The organism is Fluviicola taffensis DSM 16823 (genome assembly GCF_000194605.1).
Classification (GTDB): Bacteria; Bacteroidota; Bacteroidia; order Flavobacteriales_D; family Crocinitomicaceae; genus Fluviicola; species Fluviicola taffensis.
On sequence record NC_015321.1, the window covers coordinates 953,161 to 971,990 of the forward strand.

15 protein-coding genes and 1 pseudogene are annotated in these 18,830 nt (G+C 36.2%); 11 read left to right on the plus strand and 5 right to left on the minus strand.

The genetic code is table 11. From position 1 onward, the window contains the following. Nucleotides 1-25: 25 nt before the first annotated feature. Nucleotides 26-1,006, minus strand: a complete 981-nt coding sequence (locus FLUTA_RS04220; RefSeq protein WP_013685613.1) for a pyruvate dehydrogenase complex E1 component subunit beta — start codon at nucleotides 1,004-1,006, stop codon at nucleotides 26-28. Between the two features lie 262 nt (nucleotides 1,007-1,268). Here FLUTA_RS04220 and FLUTA_RS04225 point away from each other — a divergent pair, with 262 nt between their 5' ends. From FLUTA_RS04225 to FLUTA_RS04245, 5 genes and pseudogenes are all read left to right on the plus strand, one after another. After that, nucleotides 1,269-2,009: an electron transfer flavoprotein subunit beta/FixA family protein gene (locus FLUTA_RS04225; RefSeq protein ID WP_013685614.1), complete on the plus strand. Its 741-nt coding sequence runs from the start codon at nucleotides 1,269-1,271 to the stop codon at nucleotides 2,007-2,009. Between the two features lie 16 nt (nucleotides 2,010-2,025). After that, on the plus strand, nucleotides 2,026-2,970 hold the full coding sequence (locus FLUTA_RS04230; RefSeq protein ID WP_013685615.1) for an electron transfer flavoprotein subunit alpha/FixB family protein: 945 nt from the start codon (nucleotides 2,026-2,028) through the stop codon (nucleotides 2,968-2,970). Nucleotides 2,971-3,070: 100 nt separating this feature from the next. Continuing rightward, nucleotides 3,071-3,646 carry a bifunctional nuclease family protein gene (locus FLUTA_RS04235; RefSeq protein ID WP_013685616.1) on the plus strand — a complete coding sequence of 192 codons (576 nt, stop codon included), beginning with the start codon at nucleotides 3,071-3,073 and terminating at the stop codon, nucleotides 3,644-3,646. 22 nt (nucleotides 3,647-3,668) lie between these two features. Then, nucleotides 3,669-5,045 (plus strand): annotated as a pseudogene (locus FLUTA_RS04240) (nucleoside permease). A 50-nt stretch (nucleotides 5,046-5,095) separates the two neighbouring features. Beyond that, nucleotides 5,096-7,153 (plus strand): CotH kinase family protein, encoded by a 2,058-nt coding sequence (locus FLUTA_RS04245; RefSeq protein ID WP_013685617.1) that lies wholly within the window; start codon nucleotides 5,096-5,098, stop codon nucleotides 7,151-7,153. Here the strand turns inward: FLUTA_RS04245 and FLUTA_RS04250 are convergent. Beyond that, the gene (locus FLUTA_RS04250; protein WP_148235388.1) at nucleotides 7,150-7,527 is read right to left on the minus strand and encodes a hypothetical protein; all 378 of its coding nucleotides are present in this window, start codon (nucleotides 7,525-7,527) and stop codon (nucleotides 7,150-7,152) included. The two genes, FLUTA_RS04245 and FLUTA_RS04250, sit on opposite strands and share 4 nt — an antisense overlap. Nucleotides 7,528-7,655: 128 nt before the next feature. Here FLUTA_RS04250 and FLUTA_RS04255 point away from each other — a divergent pair, with 128 nt between their 5' ends. Then, complete coding sequence (locus tag FLUTA_RS04255; protein ID WP_013685619.1) at nucleotides 7,656-8,450, plus strand: thymidylate synthase; 795 nt, start codon at nucleotides 7,656-7,658, stop codon at nucleotides 8,448-8,450. Nucleotides 8,451-8,574: 124 nt separating this feature from the next. Here the strand turns inward: FLUTA_RS04255 and recQ are convergent, their stop codons facing one another. Further along, nucleotides 8,575-10,755, minus strand: coding sequence for a DNA helicase RecQ (recQ, locus tag FLUTA_RS04260; RefSeq protein ID WP_013685620.1), 2,181 nt, complete (start codon nucleotides 10,753-10,755; stop codon nucleotides 8,575-8,577). A 174-nt stretch (nucleotides 10,756-10,929) separates the two neighbouring features. Between recQ and tatC the strand changes: the two genes are divergently transcribed. The 3 genes from tatC to lptB are packed head-to-tail and all read left to right on the plus strand — an operon-like array spanning nucleotide 10,930 to nucleotide 14,982. After that, nucleotides 10,930-11,715 (plus strand): twin-arginine translocase subunit TatC, encoded by a 786-nt coding sequence (gene tatC / locus FLUTA_RS04265; protein WP_013685621.1) that lies wholly within the window; start codon nucleotides 10,930-10,932, stop codon nucleotides 11,713-11,715. 54 nt (nucleotides 11,716-11,769) lie between these two features. After that, on the plus strand, nucleotides 11,770-14,229 hold the full coding sequence (locus tag FLUTA_RS04270) for a DUF5686 family protein (protein WP_013685622.1): 2,460 nt from the start codon (nucleotides 11,770-11,772) through the stop codon (nucleotides 14,227-14,229). A gap of 18 nt (nucleotides 14,230-14,247) precedes the next feature. After that, the gene (gene lptB, locus FLUTA_RS04275) at nucleotides 14,248-14,982 is read left to right on the plus strand and encodes an LPS export ABC transporter ATP-binding protein (RefSeq protein ID WP_013685623.1); all 735 of its coding nucleotides are present in this window, start codon (nucleotides 14,248-14,250) and stop codon (nucleotides 14,980-14,982) included. Nucleotides 14,983-15,026: 44 nt separating this feature from the next. Here lptB and FLUTA_RS21530 read toward each other — a convergent pair whose 3' ends face one another. Together FLUTA_RS21530 and FLUTA_RS21535 are read right to left on the minus strand one after the other, a co-directional pair. Continuing rightward, nucleotides 15,027-15,164: a hypothetical protein gene (locus tag FLUTA_RS21530; protein ID WP_013685624.1), complete on the minus strand. Its 138-nt coding sequence runs from the start codon at nucleotides 15,162-15,164 to the stop codon at nucleotides 15,027-15,029. Nucleotides 15,165-15,372: 208 nt separating this feature from the next. Continuing rightward, nucleotides 15,373-15,510, minus strand: coding sequence for a hypothetical protein (locus tag FLUTA_RS21535; RefSeq protein WP_013685625.1), 138 nt, complete (start codon nucleotides 15,508-15,510; stop codon nucleotides 15,373-15,375). Nucleotides 15,511-15,618: 108 nt separating this feature from the next. Between FLUTA_RS21535 and FLUTA_RS04280 the strand changes: the two genes are divergently transcribed. Together FLUTA_RS04280 and FLUTA_RS04285 are read left to right on the plus strand one after the other, a co-directional pair. Next, the gene (locus tag FLUTA_RS04280; protein WP_013685626.1) at nucleotides 15,619-17,328 is read left to right on the plus strand and encodes a BamA/TamA family outer membrane protein; all 1,710 of its coding nucleotides are present in this window, start codon (nucleotides 15,619-15,621) and stop codon (nucleotides 17,326-17,328) included. Nucleotides 17,329-17,482: 154 nt separating this feature from the next. After that, nucleotides 17,483-18,820: a hypothetical protein gene (locus tag FLUTA_RS04285; RefSeq protein ID WP_013685627.1), complete on the plus strand. Its 1,338-nt coding sequence runs from the start codon at nucleotides 17,483-17,485 to the stop codon at nucleotides 18,818-18,820. The last annotated feature ends 10 nt before the right edge of the window (nucleotides 18,821-18,830 follow it).

Here is an 18,830-nt window from a genome sequence, read left to right on the forward strand (position 1 = left end):
ACTTTTTATATTAACTACGTACTAATTAATTTCTAGACAAAGTGCTTTTTACAGCTTTCACTAATTTTTCAACATTTGGCAATGCTGCCTCAATCAATGTTGGTGAAAATGCAAATGGCGTATCTGTTTGTGTAACACGCATAACTGGCGCATCCAAATAATCAAAAGCATATCGTTGCAAATGGTAAGCAATTTCAGATGAAATAGAAGCCAACGGCCAAGATTCTTCCAAAACAACACAACGGTTTGTTTTCTTCACTGACTCTACGATTAATGCATAATCAATCGGACGAATCGTTCTCAAGTCAATAATCTCCAAAGAAATTCCTTCTTTCTCCAAAAGCTCAGCAGCTTCATAAGCAACCTTCAAGATCTTACCGAAAGAAACGATTGTTACATCTGTTCCTTTCCGTTTGATATCACCTACTCCAATCGGAATGATGTATTCCCCTTCAGGAATTTCACCTTTATCCCCATACATTTTCTCAGATTCCAAGAAAACTACTGGATCGTTATCACGAATTGCAGCCTTTAACAAACCTTTGGCATCGTATGGATTGGATGGAGTAATCACTTTCAAACCTGGAACATGTGCATAAAAAGCTTCGAAACTTTGCGAATGCGTTGCTGCTAGCTGACCTGCAGTACCGTTACCACCTCTAAACACAATCGGACAACCATATTGACCACCAGACATTTGCAACATTTTTGCGGCCGAGTTAATGATTTGATCTGCTGCCAAAATTGCGAAGTTCCATGTCATGAATTCTACAATCGGACGAAGACCATTCATAGAAGCTCCTACAGCAATACCTGCAAATCCTAATTCAGCAATTGGGGTGTCAATTACACGTTTTGGACCAAATTCATCCAACATTCCTTGAGAAACTTTATAAGCTCCATTATATTCAGCAACTTCTTCACCCATCAAGAAAACACCAGTATCACGGCGCATTTCTTCTGACATAGCTTCACGAAGTGCTTCTCTAAATTGAACAGTCTTCATTCTTTTCGTTTTTTGTTTCGCTTAAAAGCAGTGTCAAAATTAATTAAAATTCGTTTCTAGCCTACCAAAATGAATACGAAGAACACACATTTTCAGTAAATCGTGAACAAAATGTTCAAAACCTTGCGCTATTATGTGCGCATAACATTTTCATTCCTTAGATGATTTGATTATTTTTGTTGCGAAACTAAGTTTAACAAGCAAAATATGATTGTTTAATTTTTCAAAAAACAATACTATCTGTTTTAAATAAAAATATACTATGAAAATTCTTGTATGTATCAGTAAATCTCCAGATACAACGTCGAAAATCGCCTTCACCGATGGGAATAAGCAATTTGACGAAAATGGAGTTCAGTACATTGTTAACCCTTACGATGAGTGGTATGCACTTGTTCGTGGATTGGAATTAAAAGAAACGCTAGGAGGTAATCTAACAATCATTACAGTTGGAAATGTTGCTGACGAAGCTATTATTCGAAAAGCTTTAGCAATTGGAGCAGATGATGCAGTTCGTATCGACGCAGATCCAAAAGATGCTTATTATACAGCTACTCAAATCGCTGAATACGCAAAGTCAAACGGGTTTGATTTGATTCTAACAGGTAAAGAGACGATTAATTACAACGGTTCTCAAGTTGCTGGAATGATTGCAGAAGCATTGGATTTACCATTTGTTTCATTGGCAACAAAATTAGAGATCAACGGAACAACAGCTCGTATGGAGCAAGAAATCGTTGGTGGTATTCAAGTTGTTGAGGCAAACTTACCATTGGTCGTTTCTTGTGCAAAAGGAATGGCAGAGCAACGCATTCCAAATATGCGTGGAATTATGGCTGCACGTACAAAACCACTTACAGTTGTAGCACCTGCAGCAGTAGAAGAATTGACTGCTTATGTTGAATATGGATTGCCTGCGGCTAAATCAGCTGTAAAAATGATTGATCCAAACAATATGGACGAATTAGTTGCTTTGTTACACAACGAAGCGAAAGTTATTTAATCTACAACAAAGAATTATGAACATTTTAGTATATATCAATTCATCCAATCACTTAGCGAAAAGCGCGCTAGAGGCAGTTGCTTACGCAAAAAAGATTGGTGGTACAATTACAGTTGTTGCAACAGGTTCTGTAGATGATGCAACATTAGGAACTTTAGGTGAATACGGTGCTCAAAAAGTATTGGTAGATCGCTCAGTTTCAACAGAAGATTCACAACAAGTAACGCGATTAATCGCAAAAGCAGCAGAATCAACAGGAGCAGAACTAATTGTTTTCTCTCATGATTTAGTAGCAAAAGCGGTTGCGCCACGATTATCTGTTCGCTTGAAAGCAGGTTTAATTTCTGGAGCGGTTGATGTTCCGAATGCAAACGGACAAGTAAAAGTGAATGTATTCTCTGGAAAAGCATTCGGATTTGTTTCCGTAAAGTCTGCTACAAAAATTATCTCATTACTTCCAAACTCATTCCAACCAGAAAAATCAGGTTCGGCATGTGCTGTTGAAGCATTTGATGGTGGAGCAGGAGCTTCAGTTATCAAAGTTGTTGAAACGAAAATTCCTGAAGGAGAAATTCCATTGCCAGAAGCAGAATTAGTTGTTTCAGCAGGTCGTGGATTGAAAGGTCCTGAAAACTGGGGAATGGTTGAAGATTTAGCAAAAGTATTGGGTGCAGCTACAGCATGTTCTCGCCCAGTTGCAGATATTGGCTGGAGACCTCATCACGAACACGTAGGACAAACAGGTGTTGCAATTCGTCCGAATTTATACATTGCAGCTGGTATTTCAGGAGCAATTCAGCACTTAGCTGGAGTGAACGGATCCAAAGTAATTGTAGTAATTAATACTGATCCAGAAGCACCTTTCTTCAAGGCTGCAGATTATGGAGTTGTAGGAGATGCTTTCGAAGTACTTCCAAAATTAACGGAGGCTGTAAAAAAATTCCGTTCAACACCACACTAAGATTAATCTATTTAATTATTTTTACGAAAGTAATCCTCGGAGGGAAGCACGTTACAATGCTTCCCTCCTTATTTAAACCCTTCGTAAGGAAAACGTTCGAATGGACAAGATTAAACTCGATATTATTGGACTGTCGTACAGTCAGACACAAAGTGGTGCTTACGCATTAGTACTTGCCGAAGCAGCTGGAAAACGCCGATTACCAATTATTATTGGCGGTTTTGAAGCTCAAGCTATTGCTATTGAATTGGAAAAGATGACTCCTACAAGACCTCTTACCCATGATTTATTCAAATCTTTTGCGCAATCGTTTTCCATCAAACTGAAAGAAGTTGTCATCTACAACTTACAAGAAGGGATTTTCTTTGCAAAATTAGTTTGTGAAAAAGACGGTGTATTCTCAGACATTGATGCTAGAACCTCTGATGCAATTGCATTGGCTGTGCGATTTGAATGCCCCATTTACACATTTGAATCCATTCTTTCTTCAGCAGGTATTTTATCGGACGAATTTATGGATGACGATGATGAAGTAGAAATTGCTGATTCAGATGAAAATGAATTCACCAAAATGACCAAAGAAGAATTAGAAGAGCAAATTCAAATCGCTGTTGATAACGAGGACTATGAGTTAGCTTCTAAAATTCGAGATGAAATCACAAAACGCGACGCGTAACCAACATTAAGTATCTGCTACTATGGGGAAATCTATCAAATTTCGTTTGACCGTTATGAGTTTTCTCCAATTTTTCGTTTGGGGAGCTTGGTTGATTACAATTGCAAATTATTAGTTTACCACAAAACAATGGGATAAAGTTGCCTTTGGAGCAGTTTTCAGCACACTTGGATTTTCATCTCTTTTCATGCCAGCTATTACTGGAATTATTGCTGACAAATGGGTCAACGCCGAACGTTTATATGGAATTCTTCATTTCCTTGGAGGAATAACCTTATGTTTCATTCCATTTGCAAGTAATTCAAATGAATTTTTCTGGGTAATCTTTTTGGCCATGGTATGTTACATGCCAACCATTTCTTTATCAAACACAATCGGTTACCACGTATTGAAAAACAATGATTACGACGTTGTTAAAGTATTTCCCCCTATCCGTGTTTGGGGAACAATTGGATTCATTGCCGCCATGTGGTTTGTAAACCTTACTGGAAACAAAGCTTCCTACAATCAATTCATAATCGCTGGAATAGCTGGTATTTTACTTGGCTTATATTCATTTACACTTCCAAAATGCCCTCCACAACTCGGAAAGTCAGAAAAAAAATCGCTTGTTGAAGCTTTCGGGTTGAATGCCTTCAAACTATTCCTGAATTACAAAACAGCGCTGTTTTTCCTTTTCTCGATGATGTTAGGGGCAGCATTGCAGTTAACAAATATGTTCGGAGATGTTTACGTAAGTGAATTCGGGCATTTTGGAAAATACCAAGGTTCTTTAATTGTAGAGAAATCAACAATCGTGATGTCGATTTCTCAGGTTTCCGAAACCTTATTCATTTTGGCAATTCCATTCTTTTTAAAACGTTTCGGGATCAAAAAAGTGATGCTCATCAGTATGTTTGCATGGGTACTTCGATTTGGTTTACTGGCATACGGAAACCCTGCAGATGGATTATGGATGATTATCCTTTCTTGTATTGTATATGGAATGGCTTTCGATTTCTTCAATGTATCTGGCTCTTTATATCTTGAAACAACCGTTAATTACAAAATTCGTGCATCTGCTCAAGGTTTATTCATGATGATGACAAACGGATTCGGAGCCGTAATCGGAAGTTTAGCTAGTGCTGCCATCATACAAAGATTTTTCACTCTACAGTTTGAAACGACTTCAAGTTTGACGAAATATTTTGGGATTAAAGAATCTAATCCTGTTTTTTCAAATCTAACCCAATATGTGAAAATCTCCCCAAACGGCAAATTCTCAAAAGCGATAACACTATTTGACTGGAGTCCAATTTGGTTAAGCTTTGCTGCGTATGCTTTGGTCATTGCAATCCTATTTGCATTGTTTTTCAAACACAAACACAATCCAGAAGAACTGTCAGAAATTTCACACTAATCGATTTAGTAAACGATTTAACAGTAATTTAATGTTCTCTTAATATACTTATGAAGACATTACTCTCCTTTTTGTTGTTCGCTTTAAGTACTATTTCCTTTGGTCAAACATTCAATGGTACATCTGGAAATATTCAAGACAATCAAACATTAACAAGACAAGTAACCGTTAGCGGTTTACCTAATTCGATCAATCAAGCAAGCTTTGGTTTAGAACAGGTTTGCCTAGACATAACCCATACTTGGGATGCGGATTTAACTGTAAGACTAGAAGCTCCAGATGGTACTTTAATTACCCTTTTCTCAAGTATTGGTGGAGATGGAAATAATTTCAACACTACTTGTTTAAGAGGAGATGCCAACTCCTCAATCCTTATGGAAAACCCTCCGTTTACTGGAGTATTTCAAGCCCAGGATGCACTTGGAATGATGAACAACAATCAAAATCCAAATGGAATCTGGAAATTACGTGTGTTTGATTCAGAAAGTGGAGATAATGGAACCTTGGACTCTTGGTCAATTACCTTCGGGAACAATCCAGCAACCCATCAGCCATTTGTAAGCAGTAACCTTCCCATTGTTATTATCACGACCAATAATCAATCAATTCCTGATGAACCGAAGATCGAAGCTCACCTGAAAATAATTGATAATGGCTTGGGAAATACAAACCATGTTACAGATTTCCCAAATGGATACAACAATAAAATTGGAATCGAACGCAGGGGTTCATCATCAGGAGCCTTTCCTCAAAAATCGTATGCCTTTGAAACCAGAGATATTAATGGAACGACAAAAGACACCGTTATTCTAGGAATGCCGATAGAAAATGATTGGATTTTATATGCTCCGTATGTTGATAAAACATGTATGCGAAACATTTTAACCTATCAACTGGCTAATGACATGAACCAGTATGCTTCTCGAACGATTCTCTGTGAGTTGGTACTAAACAATCAGTATCAAGGAATCTATGTAGCCATGGAAAAAATAAAGCGCGATCCGAATCGGGTGGCTATTTCTAAACTACTTCCCACAGACATTCTTGGAGACGATTTAACTGGAGGTTATATTATCAAAATTGACAAACCCACTGGATCTAATAGTGACAGCTGGACCTCGACCTATCAATCTGAAGATGGAACAAACATTGATTTTTTATACCACTATCCAAAATCAGACGAGATTCAACCGCAGCAAAAAGATTATATTCAAGCATACGTTGATTCGTTTGAAACGGCTCTTTCAAGTACCTCATTTGCTGACCCACTTATTGGATACAGAAACTACAGTGTTCCCGAAACTTTCATAGATTTCCTGATTTTAAATGAAATCAGTAAAAATGTAGACGGGTATCGATTGAGTACATTTATTCACAAGGAAAAAGATTCCAAAGGAGGCAAATTAAGAATGGGACCTATGTGGGATTTTAACTTCGCTTGGTTAAATGCAGATTATTGTGATGCTGACGATTATACAGGCTGGCAATATGACTATTCAACGGCTTGTTCTGGCGGATTTCAGATTCCAACTTGGTGGGGGCGCATGCTAGAAGATCCTTGGTTTGAAAAACAACTAAAATGCAGATGGACAACCCTTCGCCAGACTACTCTTTCAATTCCTACATTAAATTCCAAAATTGATTCAATTGCCAACCTTTTAAACGTTGCTGAAGTGCGGCATTTTGACAAATGGCCAATATTAGGCTATTACATCTGGCCCAATCCCAGTCCAATTCCATCGGATTACGCTGGAGAAATCGCTGCAATGAAATCATGGATTTTCGATCGCACAACTTGGATTGACAATAACATTCAAGGAACTTGTGATTTGGGATTCATTGAGAATGAAATTGCGGGATTATCTATTTACCCAAATCCATTTACGGAAGAGCTTCATGTATCCTGGTTTTCAGCAGGAATCAGCAATACTACTATCAAGTTGTTTAATCTAAATGGACAGGAAATCGGATCTCAGGAAAAATCATCGACTTATGGAATAAATGAGGTTAAAATCAACAACCTTTCAAACACATTGAGTGGTGGAATTTACTGGGTTGAAATTCAGGAAGGAAGTTCGATTAGCCGAATTAAAGTTGTGAAGAATTAAATCTTTTTGAGAAAAACCTCTGGTTGCGGATAAATTCCTTTCCGTTCCAATCGTTTTTCAGCTTTGTACAAAATGAAACTCTCAGGAATGAATTGTCCATCAAACTGTCCTTCCAAATAAATCCCTGTTTTATCTTCTCGAAGGACTTTATAGGTTCCCGTTTTTTCTATTGAATTCAAGCGCTCTATAAAAATACCCGCTGGTTTCAATTCAAGTTGAATGGGTGTGCTCTCCACTTGAAAAACTTCCAATCCTATTTCCAAGGCATAGGAAGGTATTTCACCACTGTAAATTCCCAAGTATTTCTTTTTAATCTCTTGCGAATTTCCGTTGAATGAAAAAACAACAACCAGAAATAATAACCAAAAACGCATCAATCTATTTTGAGTAAAAATAGATAATTGAATCAACAATGCAACTGAATTATCAACCAAATGAGATTCGTTATTATTAAAATCCCTAACTTCGAATTCAATATTCCAATTCTCATTTCAACAGTCAAATGAAACAATATCACGATTTATTACAGCACATTTTAGACAAAGGAACATTCAAAGGAGACCGCACTGGCACAGGGACTTTATCCACTTTCGGGTATCAAATGCGCTACAATTTAGAGGAAGGTTTTCCAGTTTTGACGACAAAAAAACTGCATCTTCGTTCTATCATTCATGAATTGTTATGGTTTCTTCAAGGAGATACAAATATCAAATACTTGAAAGACAACAATGTTTCCATTTGGGATGAATGGGCGGATGAAAATGGAGATTTAGGTCCTGTTTACGGATATCAATGGCGTTCATGGCCAACTCCAGATGGCGGATCAATAGATCAAATTTCTAATTTGATAGATCAAATCAAGAAAAATCCAAATTCTCGTCGCTTAATCGTAAATGCATGGAATGTTGCTTACGTTGATAATATGGCTTTGCCTCCATGTCATACGATGTTTCAATTCTATGTGGCTGATGGTAAATTAAGCTGTCAATTATATCAACGATCTGCAGATACTTTTTTAGGAGTTCCGTTCAACATCGCTTCTTACGCATTATTAACTATGATGATAGCACAGGTTTGTGATTTAAAACCAGGAGAATTTATTCATACATTGGGAGATGCGCATTTGTATTCCAATCATTTGGACCAAGCAAAATTGCAATTGGAACGCGATTTCAGACCATTGCCAACGATGAAAATCAATCCAGAAGTAAAAGATATTTTTGGATTCAAATACGAAGATTTTGAATTGTTGAATTACGATCCACACCCGACTATTAAAGCACCGATAGCGGTATAAAAGACTTTTCAGATTTAAGAAGCGAGACAAAAGACTTAGATTTAAATAAAAAAACGGATGAAAAAATCATCCGTTTTTTGTTTCGACAAATCTGTCTTATGTCTTTGGTCTAATCTCTTTAAGTCTAATTAGCCATTTCACTCATAAACTTAATACGCATCAAACGCAACTCCTCTTCCGTGTAATCACCATCAAATTCATGATAAGCAATCGTCAAATCATCGGTTTCAGCTTCGGAGAAATATTCGTAAATCTCTTCTTGATTATCCGAATCTAAAATATCATCGATGTAATAATTGATATTCACCCGAGTTCCCGAAGAAACGATTGCTTCAATCTCCTCAATGACTTCATCCATTGATTTCCCTTGAGCTCTACCAATATCTTCCAAAGGTAATTTTCGGTCAATATTTTGAATCAATTGAACCTTTAACACCGATTTATTGATCAAGGATTTCACCACCAAATCTTGCGGTCTGTCAATATTATTTTCTTCCACATAAGAGAGAATCATCTCAATAAATGGTTCTCCGTATCTTTGTGCTTTCCCTGCTCCAACTCCCTGACAATTTGTTAACTCATCAATCGTGATTGGATATTGAAAGCACATGTCTTTTAAAGTTGGCTCTTGGAAAATAACAAATGGAGGAATGTTATTTTGCTTTGAAAGCGATTTTCTCAAATCAATCAACAAGCCATACAACACTTCATCGAAAGCCCCTCCTTTTCCAGGAGAAACCATAGAATCATCCTCATCAGATGCTGAATAATCGTGTTGTTTCAATAAGGTAAATGGCTTAGGTGCTGCAAGAAACTCTCTTCCTCTTTCCGTAAACTTAAGCGTTCCATAAGTCTCAATGTCTTTGTATAAAAGACCTGCAACAAGTGTTTGACGAATAACAGCATTCCAAAAATGCTCATCACGATCTTTCCCAACACCAAACAATGGAGCTTGATCGTGGCGGTAACTTTTAATTTCAGCCGTTACACCTCCAGCTAAGAAAGCGCAAACGTGTTTCGATTTTTGTTGTTCTTGAAGAAAATCAACTGCTTGGAGTAATTGATGAACGAATTCTTTCCCTTCGATTTTTTCTCTTGGGAATTTACAATTGTCACACATTTCATGACATCCTTGCTCATCAAACTCTTCTCCGAAATAATGTAAAATGAATTTTCGGCGACAAACAGATGTTTCAGAATAAGAAACAATCTCGCTCAACAACTGTTTACCGATTTCTTGTTCAGAAACAGGCTTTCCTTGTAAGAATTTCTCCAATTTCTCAATGTCCTTGTACGAGTAAAATGTGATACACTCACCAACTCCACCATCTCGACCAGCTCTACCCGTTTCCTGGTAATAACTCTCTAATGATTTTGGGATATCGTGATGAATCACAAAACGAACATCTGGCTTATCGATTCCCATTCCAAATGCAATGGTCGCAACAATCACATCTACCTCCTCCATCAAGAACATATCTTGGTGTCTCGCACGAGTAGTTGCATCTAATCCAGCATGGTAAGCCAATGCATTAATTCCGTTTACTTGAAGTAATTCAGCTGTTTCTTCTACTTTTTTACGCGAAAGACAATAAATAATTCCTGATTTACCTTCTCTCTGACGAATGTATTTAATGATTTCCTTTTCCACATTTTGTTTCGCACGGATTTCATAGTACAAATTATCCCTATTGAATGAAGACTTAAATAAATCAGCATCCATCATATTGAGATTCTTTTGAATATCAGCCTGAACTTTTGGAGTTGCTGTTGCTGTTAAAGCAATAATCGCAACATCGGAAATTTTCTCAAAAATCTCTCTTAATCGTCTATATTCTGGACGGAAATCATGTCCCCACTCAGAAATACAATGCGCCTCATCAATCGCAAAAAAAGAAATTGGCACCGAAGTTAAAAAATCAATATTTTCCTGTTTCGTAAGAGATTCTGGAGCTACATAAAGCAATTTAGTTTTACCAGCAAGAATATCTTCCTTTACCCGATTGATTTCTGTCTTGCTCAACGAAGAATTCAAAAAATGCGCAATCGAATTGTGATCGCTCACATTGCGAATTGCATCCACTTGATTTTTCATCAAGGCAATTAATGGAGACACTACAATTGCAGTACCTTCAGATAACAAAGCCGGAAGCTGATAGCATAAAGACTTTCCACCACCAGTGGGCATAATTACGAATGTGTTCTTCTTTTGTAAGACATTTGTAATTATTTTTTCTTGATGTCCTTTAAACTGATCAAAACCAAAAAACTTCCTAAGTGCTTCTTTTAGATCGAATTGATCCATAAAGTTTGAATATTAGAGAATTACCTAAAACTATTAATCGAAGTTACAGATAATAAAACGCAACAACGCTATAAAATCGGCAACCTTACTAAAATACAAGATAAATCAATAAAAAACAACTATTAACATTTCTATTACTCTAAATTTTATTGAATTATTACCTTTGCACCACATATGGAAGAGGAAAACAACATGTCATTCTTACAGCATCTCGAAGAATTGAGATGGAGGCTTGTTAGATGTGCAATTGCAATTTTTGTTTTAGCTATAGCAATCTGGTGGTTTAAAGAATGGATTATGGACAATATTTTCCTTTCTATGAAGAGTCCAAATTTCATTACCTACAAATGGTTTTGCAATTATTTAGGTATTTGCGTAGAAGATATTCAGATTGACATTCAATCAACTGCAGTAGGAGGTCAATTTGGATATGCCATTTGGATGAGTTTCCTTGGTGCAATTGTAGTTGCGTTCCCTTATATTTTCTATCAATTATGGGCATTTGTAAAACCCGGACTGAAGCAAAATGAAAAATCAATGGTGAAGGGCATCGTCTTTTATGTCAGTCTACTTTTTTTTACAGGAATTTTGTTTGGCTATTTTGTGGTTGCACCTATGAGTATCCAGTTCTTTGGTAGTTTCACTCTCTCCTCTTCCATTGAGAACAACTTCATGCTCAACTCATTCATGAGCACCATACTTTCTACGGTTTTCTACACGGGACTATTCTTTTTACTTCCAATTGTATCTTATTTACTTGGAAAAATTGGACTCGTTTCTTCTGAATTTTTAAAAAAATACAGAAAACATGCCATTGTAGCAGTTCTAATTTTAGCCGCCATTATAACACCTCCAGATATCATTTCACAAGTAATTGTAAGTATTCCGATCTTACTACTTTATGAAATCGGAATTTTCGTTGTAAAACGTGTTGAAAAAACGCGATTAAATAACGAATAAGCCTTTGTAAAATACATTGCATTTGTAAACCTTTTTCTTAGTTTTATACCAGCTATGTTCAAACTAAGAATTCTATTTCTACTCTGCCTGACTCAAAGCTTTGTCTTCTCACAACAGACAAAAGTTTCTGGTCGTGTTCTGGAGGCCACAAGTGGAGAAGGAATGCCTGGTGTTAGAGTACAGTTTCAAGGTTCCAAGATTGGAACGTTAACAGATAGTCTTGGGTTCTATGTGTTGCAAAGTTATTATGCCACGGATAGCGTCACCTACTTCATGCCCGAATTCAGACTGGTCACAAAAGCCGTAAAGAAAGATTTTGAACAAACAATTGACATTCAATTAACAGAAGCAATTTCAGATATTACTGAAGTAACGATCAAGCCACCCGATGAATTTCCTTCGACTACTTTACACAAAAAGGTGGTTGCTCATAAAGACATTAATAATAAAGAAAAATTAAAATCATACGAGTATGAATTGTACAACAAAATTCAACTCGATCTTAACAATATTGGCGATAAATTCAAAGACCGAGACATTGTAAAAAGACTAGATGTAGTCATGAATTATTTGGATTCTGTGGATGCTGACAAAACGTATCTTCCCGTATTATTATCCGAAAACATTTCTCAATTCAGCTTTAAGAACAATCCAAAAAAGAAACGTGAATTAGTATCTGCAACTCGAATTTCTGGAGTTGAAAACTTGCAACTCAATCAATTTTTGGGTGAGATGTATCTGGATTTCAATATCTACGATAATTACCTGAATATCTTTCAAAAATCCTTTATCAGTCCAGCTGCAAATTTCGCTCGAAGCTACTACAAATTCTACCTAGAAGATAGTATGTTTATCGATAATGACTGGTGTTATAAATTGCGTTTTACCCCTAAACGAACTGGTGATATGACTTTTGAAGGCGAAATGTGGATTAATGACACAACCTACGCCATCAAAACATTTAAAGCAAATATTTCTCCATGGGCAAATATAAATTATGTGCAGGATCTTTATTTGGAGCATCATTTTAGCCAAGTAATCCCTGAAGTTTGGATGCTTACAGAAGAGAAAATGATTTTGGATATGAAGGTAACCAAAGGGACGAAATTGTATGGTTTTTATGGACGGAAACATTCTACCAGAAAGAATTTTGTAATCAATAAGGAGCGACCAGAAGATTATTACAAAAGTGATTATACCGTTGAATTTGCAGACAGTGCTAAAATTAGAGACCCTAAATATTGGGAAGCTCACCGACATGTACCCTTAAACAATCAGGAAAATGGAATTGATCAAATGGTTGACTCCTTGAATAAGGATCCGTTTTTTAAATTTTTAAAGAACGCTACATACATGTTAGCAACCGGATATTATCAGTTGGGAAAAATAGAATTGGGTTCCATTTACACCTTATTCTCTTATAATCCAGTAGAAAAATTCCGCATGGGAATTTCTTTGAGAACTTCAAATGCATTTTCAAAACGCATTGAATTTGGAGGTCGATTATTCTATGGATTTGGAGATGAACGCTTTAAATACGGGCTCACCACGCGAATCAACATAACGCCAAAAAAACGAGGACTCTTAATCATTTATGGAAATCGAGACATTGAGCAAATTGGCATTTCTCCAACTGCAGCAGCTGTAGGGTCAACATTTGGCTCTTTATTGCGCACGGGGCCTTTGGACAAATTAACCTTTGTCGATAAAGCAGGAATTAACCTAGAAAAAGATTTCGGAAAAGATTTCGTGCTTTTTACGGGAGTTGAGTGGAAAGAATATACCGCACTCGGACTTGCAACATACCAAAGACGAAATGATCTTGGAGGAATTGATACGATTCGTAAAATTCAAAGTTCAGAAATCACCTTGCGACTTCGGTGGTGTAAAGACGAAGAGTTTATCTACGGAAACTTTGACAGAACAACCTTACCTTCCAAATTTCCAATTTTATCCATTCAAGGAATTTTCGGAATAAAAGGAATTTTTGGCAGTGATTACACTTATCAAAAAGTGGAATTCGCCATGGAGCACAGCAGAAACATTGGAGTTCTTGGGAGAATAAAATACGGAGTGAATTGCGGTGCAATCTTCGGAACAGTTGCTTATCCGTTTTTAAAGGTTCATGAAGGAAGTCAATCCTATTGGTTATCGACTACTTCCTTCAATCGAATGTCTTTCTTTGAATTTATTTCAGACAGATATGTTGGTGGATTTATAGAACAACATTGGCAAGGATTATTTTTCGACCGCATCCCACTTATTAAAAAATTAAAATTACGCTTGGTTACTGGCGCGCGAATTACATACGGAGCAATTAGCACAAGGCACAATGAGGCAATGCTTGTACCCTCTTTCACGAAGAAATTTGGGGACACCCCTTATGTTGAAGCATCTATCGGAATAGAAAACATTTTAAAATTGGGAAGAGTTGATTTAGTTTGGAGAGTCACCCATCTCGATAAAGGCATTCCACCACTTGGAATTCGAGCAAGGTGGTCATTTATATTCTAATTATTGTAATTTCGTAAGGTGAAACTACATACACATGATATCAAGAAGACCTATAAAGGTCGCAATGTCGTAAAAGGCGTAAGCATTGAAGTAAGTCAAGGCGAAATCGTTGGTTTATTGGGACCTAATGGCGCTGGAAAAACGACTTCATTCTACATGATGGTTGGTTTGGTAAAACCAGATGAAGGAAAAGTATTTTTAGACGATCTTGAAATCACACATTATCCCATGTACAAACGTTCTCAACTCGGAATTGGATATCTTCCACAAGAAGTTTCCGTGTTTCGAAAACTAACGGTTGAAGACAATATTCTAAGCATTTTGGAATTGACGAATCTTTCGAAAGTAGAACGGGTTGAAAAGATGGAACAACTCCTTGAAGAGTTTAGTTTAACGAAAGTTCGAAAAAACTTAGGAAACAGACTTTCTGGTGGAGAAAAAAGAAGAACCGAAATTGCCCGAGCTTTGGCAACTAATCCAAAATTTGTATTGTTAGACGAACCTTTTGCTGGAGTTGACCCAATTGCCGTAGAAGACATTCAAAGTATTGTGTCTGATTTAAGAAAACGAAATATTGGAATCTTAATCACTGACCACAACGTACAAGAAACACTTTCAATTACTGATAGAGCTTATTTGTTGTTCGAAGGAAGTATTTTAAAATCAGGAACGGCCGAAGAATTGGCATCTGATGAACAGGTGAGAAAGGTGTATCTCGGTCAAAACTTTGTACTACGCACTAAAAACCTCTAAACATAAAAAAAGCCTCTGTGGGAAGAGACTTTTGGTTTGTTTTGTTATTTCGATGCTAAATCAGCGTTTTCTGTATTGTCAACACTTCCATATGCATCACAATGTCCTTGAGATGATCCGCAAGCTGCTAAAACTACTGCCAATAGTGCAACCATTGCTGCGTAGGTGAAAAATTTCTTCATAGTTGTTGTTTGTTTTTATAGTTCGTTTGTTGTTGTATGACTACAAATCTATCACTTTTAACCGAAGTTCACATATAATATTATCCACATCCGCTCGTTCACAATGTTCATTAATTGTGAAATAATTGAAAATAGATGTTTTATTTTAACGAGAACTTTGGAAAATGTAGCTTTTAAAACGAAACCTCAACAACCAGTTTGTTAACAATTAGCGATTAACCGTCTCTGTCGTTTGATTTTGGTCATTCATTGAACTATAAGCCTCACAATGCGCACCTGATTTGCAAGAAGCGCTTGCCAAAACAACAAATAATGCAACTGCTAGAATTCCAAGTAATTTTTTCATGATTATAATTTTAAAGGTGAATACTAATTGTAACTTCTATACAAACTTACTACTTTCATCGTTATATAAAAGAATATTCTTGACATTTGTCACAGGAAATAATTGAATTTGAAGCATTTCACAAGGTTTATTGAGGGAAAATGGTGGATTGGAATTTTATTCCTTCTCTTATTTTTGGTGTCTCCTTCAATTTATTCTCAAAAAACAATTTATTTTTCAGATCCAGCGTTCAAAAAAATTAGCAAAAAAAAAGAGTTCCTATTTTCAGATTCAATTTCACTCAACAATCAGTTAAAAGAAATCCAATTTTTAGCTTATAAAAAAGGATATTTAACATTTGGAATCGATTCGATAACCTCTACCGACAGCCTTCATAAAGAAGCTCATTTCACCCTCGGGTTACCTTATAAAAAATTAATTCTGGAAATAAGCGACAAAAGTAAACGTGCATTACGTGAAATCGGAATCAGTCCGCGAACCATTGAAACGTTGGATCCAAATCCAGCAGAAATAACCCGAAATTTAGAACGTATTCTCCATCAATTTGAAATTGCTGGTTACCCATTTGCAAAACTATCTTTTGAAGATTTAAGAGTGGAGAAAGAAACGCTTTATGCCGATTTGCTCATCACCACAAACTCACGAGTGAAATGGAATGAATTGGTTGTAAAGGGAACTAAAGTCAAATTATCCGCTAAATACCTGGAAAATTTCCTACACATTGAAAGTGGAGACTGGTACAATCAAGAACAAGTCGATTTAATTACGACTAGACTTACCCAATTGACTTTCGTAAAACAAACCAAACCCGCTGAGATTTTATTTACCCCCGAAGGAGCAAATTTGTATCTCTACATTGAAACAAAACCAGTTTCCTTGTTTAATGGAACAATTGGTTTACAGCAAGATCCAATAAAACTGAAATATCAAATAACTGGTGACATTCGCTTGAAGTTACAAAACGCATTCAAACACGGAGAATTATTCGATCTTAATTGGCGCTCCATTCAACCTGGAACACAACAATTGAAGATTCAGGCAGCATATCCATTCTTATTCAACACTCCCTTTGGTTTAGACGGACAGTTTTCATTGTTCAAGCGAGACTCCACATTTTTGGAACTCAAAACAACCGCTGGTGTTACTTATTTTGTTTCTGGTGGAAAAACACTAACCGCATTCTATAAAAATCAACAATCCAATTTATTGGGAGCAGCAACCACTGGTTTATATGGTACTACAAAAAGTAATTCTTACGGACTTTCTTTTCGCAATCAAACGGTTGACTATTTGCCAAATCCACGAAAAGGATTTGTTCTCTATTTTGAAGCAAATATTGGAAAAAGAACACTTCAGAAAGACACCATTCGCAGCAGTTATCTACTTTATGGCGGCAAACTTCAATTTGAATATTACCAATCCTTGGGTAAACGATTTGTGATAAAAGCGGGAATCATTAGTGAAACGTTTTACACCAATAATATCCAACAAAACGAACTCTTACGCTTTGGAGGAAACCTCTCGCAAAGAGGCTTTTTGGAAGACGAATTACTCAGCACTTATCGAGCTACTTTTACCATTGAACCACGTTTCATTTTAGATCAGAATTCCTACTTATTTGCTTTCTATGATCAAAGTTGGTACGAAAGCAATGTTCAAAATTACGTGAATGATTCTCCCAAAGGGTTTGGAGCTGGTTTATGCTTTGGAACCAATATTGGAATATTTTCTCTCACCTATGCACTTGGTCATCAATTCTCCAATCCCATTTTATTCCGAGATTCGAAAGTTCATTTTGGATATGTGGCGTATTTCTAAAATTTCATTTTAGGTGTTCAACGAATTTAAAATCAATTTTGAACATTTGAACATTTGAACATTTGAACATTTGAACATTCTTTAAAATCAATCAAACCAGCACTTTAATCAAACAGTTGGAAATGAACCTGTTTTTTGTTTATATTCAACTTCAATGAACTACATCTATCAATTGAAAACGGCTTTGAGGCTCGCTTTCGTTTCGGTATTTTTGAATTCCATTGCTCTATTCACTTTTGGACAGGAGACAACTATTATTGGAAAAATTACCAATGAGCAAAACGTACTTGTTTCTGAAGCTAGTATTCAACTTGGTCAACAAAATGCTCGATCTAATTCTAAAGGTGTTTTTACGATCAGAATAAACTCCAACTCACTTCCTGCTCAACTAACGATTAAACATTCTTTATACAAAAATCATCAAGAAGTTGTTCGGGCTCCAATTCATACTTCCGACACCTTGTTTCTAACTATTGTTTTGAAAAATAAAGTAACAGAACTGGAAGAAGTAACAGTAAACAGTTCACAAATTGTTTGGGCATATCAAAAGAAGAATACGCACATCATTGATTATTTGCTCATAGGAGAAGAGATGCTATTCGCCTGTAAAGAAAATCAGAACTACTATCTGAGACGACTAGATTCAGAAGGCTCAAAAGTAGTAGATGTTCCAATCAAAAATAACCCACTGAATTTATTTGAAGACTGTATGGGTAGTTTTTATTTAGTTTATGCCGATAGCATTTTCGAATTAAAATTCATTGGTAATTCGATAGGAATGTTTCCTGGAGTTACCGTGGAGGAAGCTATGCGAATTTTGAGTCCCTGTGAAATTTTCAGCAAGAATCTTTTTATTGTAAAAACAATGGAATCACATAATCAAAGGTTGGTTTACACCCGAATTAATCGAATCACTAAAAACCCCACAAGATTATATCAAACAACAGATTTTAAACAAGTCAGAAGCCTCAATGAGTATGCCAAAGAAAATGATATTGTAGCTCAAAATTCAGAAGGGACTCCAAATAAAATGACCATACAAGACGTTGAAGAATTAAAAGTATATCGTAGAAAATGGAACAACCAACAACTCTATGCTCAAATACTTTCAAAACCTTTGTATGCACCAATATTTGAAATCAAAGACTCCATTTTTATTTTCGATCATTTCAAGGACAGCGCATTTGTTTTTTCTATTTCAGGTAAACTAATTCGTACGTTTCAAATTAGCTATCATTATTTTGAAAACTGGAAAAACACTCTTTATCTCAATGAAGAAAAAACAAAACTGTATGCGAAATACGAAAATGATGGACTGGTAACTCTCAGACAGATTGATCCATCTACAGGAAAAGTAGTTCAATTGACAAATCTGGAGAAGCACATTTATCCACTTCGGATTCAAATTCGAGATAATCATGCTTATTATATCTACAAACATTACTTAGACAATAGTATCCATTATCTTTACAAGCAAGTTCTGAAAGAATAGGTTGTTTTTT